The sequence below is a fragment of the Hymenobacter defluvii genome (genome assembly GCF_017589435.1).
Lineage (GTDB): Bacteria > Bacteroidota > Bacteroidia > Cytophagales > Hymenobacteraceae > Hymenobacter > Hymenobacter profundi.
The window spans coordinates 1-1215 of sequence record NZ_JAGETX010000073.1 but is presented as its reverse complement, the minus strand read 5'-3'; the positions used below and the strand labels follow the sequence as shown (position 1 = coordinate 1215).

The following is a 1215-nucleotide window of genomic DNA, read 5'->3' as shown; positions in this document are numbered from 1 at the left end:
ATAAGGCGCAATTTTGCTTTCAATGGCACTGAATAAGTCAGGCCACGGTCAATACATTCATCCACCGAATACTTCGGAGGGTCAATGTGATAATCAATAAACTCCAGAACGAAATTCTCGCGCGAGTCCGAAATAGGGAAGTTCTCCGCGAACACCTTGAACAACCCTTCATCGGTGCGGTTCTCGGCGGCCGTCTCCAACTGGAAGAAATCCTGGAACGACTGCAACTGCACGTCCAGGAAATCCGGATACTCAATAACCTTTTTAATCTTGGCGAAGTTGATCCGCTCGTAGGCTTTCTGCAAAGCCGTTTCTTTCGGTGTAGCCAATGGGTAGGGGTTTATAAAATGGACACTGAGAGGGCACTTGATAACTCAACTACAGCCCTATGCGTTTAGCCACGAAAAGCCGCAAAGCGGCGCGTAAAAGGACTTTCGTAAAGTTTATTACCTACAAACAGGAAAAGACCTGGCTTAGTTGCCAGGCCTATCCTTATTTGTGAGGTAAGATGCTAGGCAGCAGAATTACTTAACTTCTACTTCAGCGCCAGCTTCTTCCAGTTGCTTCTTCAGCGAATCGGCTTCGTCTTTAGCCACGCCTTCTTTCAGAGGCTTGGGAGCACCGTCAACCAGTTCTTTGGCTTCTTTCAAGCCCAGACCAGTCAGGTCTTTCACCAGCTTCACAACAGCCAGTTTCTGACCACCAGCAGCCTTCAGAATTACGTCGAACGACGTTTTCTCTTCAGGAGCCTCAGCAGCAGCAGCGCCACCACCAGCAGCAGCTACAGGAGCAGCAGCAGCCGGCTCAATGCCGTACTCGTCTTTCAGGATAGTAGCCAGTTCGTTTACTTCTTTCACCGTCAGGCTAACGAGCTGCTCAGCGAATGCTTTCAAATCTGCCATTTCTGTAGATTGTTAAAAAAGAGTTGTTGAATTATAAATTGAAAGTGAAAAAGATGAGCAGCGGTTAGCCTGCAACCTCTTCTTTTTCGGAAAGCGTTTTGAGGAGACCAGCCAGAATGTTGCCACCGCTCGACAGAGCAGAAATAACATTTTTGGCAGGCGACTGCAGAAGGCCGATAACCTCACCAATAAGCTCGTTTTTGCCTTTCAGCGTCGAGAGTGTATCCAGTTGATTAGCGCCGATGTCTTTCAGCGTGTCGTTCACTACCTCAATGTGCTCCTCAAACGACGGGTGCGAGATATCGACCACGTG

2 protein-coding genes and 1 pseudogene are annotated in these 1215 nt (G+C 48.4%); all 3 read right to left on the bottom strand.

Features of this window, described 5'->3' with window-relative positions:
- The coding region (locus J4D97_RS22955) for a hypothetical protein (protein WP_208309623.1) at positions 1-305 on the bottom strand (305 nt) is incomplete at its 3' end.
- Between the two features lie 219 nt (positions 306-524).
- A complete protein-coding gene (gene rplL, locus J4D97_RS22950) occupies positions 525-902 on the bottom strand; it encodes a 50S ribosomal protein L7/L12 (RefSeq protein WP_185281371.1) in 378 nt (125 codons plus the stop codon).
- Between the two features lie 64 nt (positions 903-966).
- Positions 967-1215 (bottom strand): annotated as a pseudogene (locus J4D97_RS22945) (hypothetical protein); the annotation flags it as partial.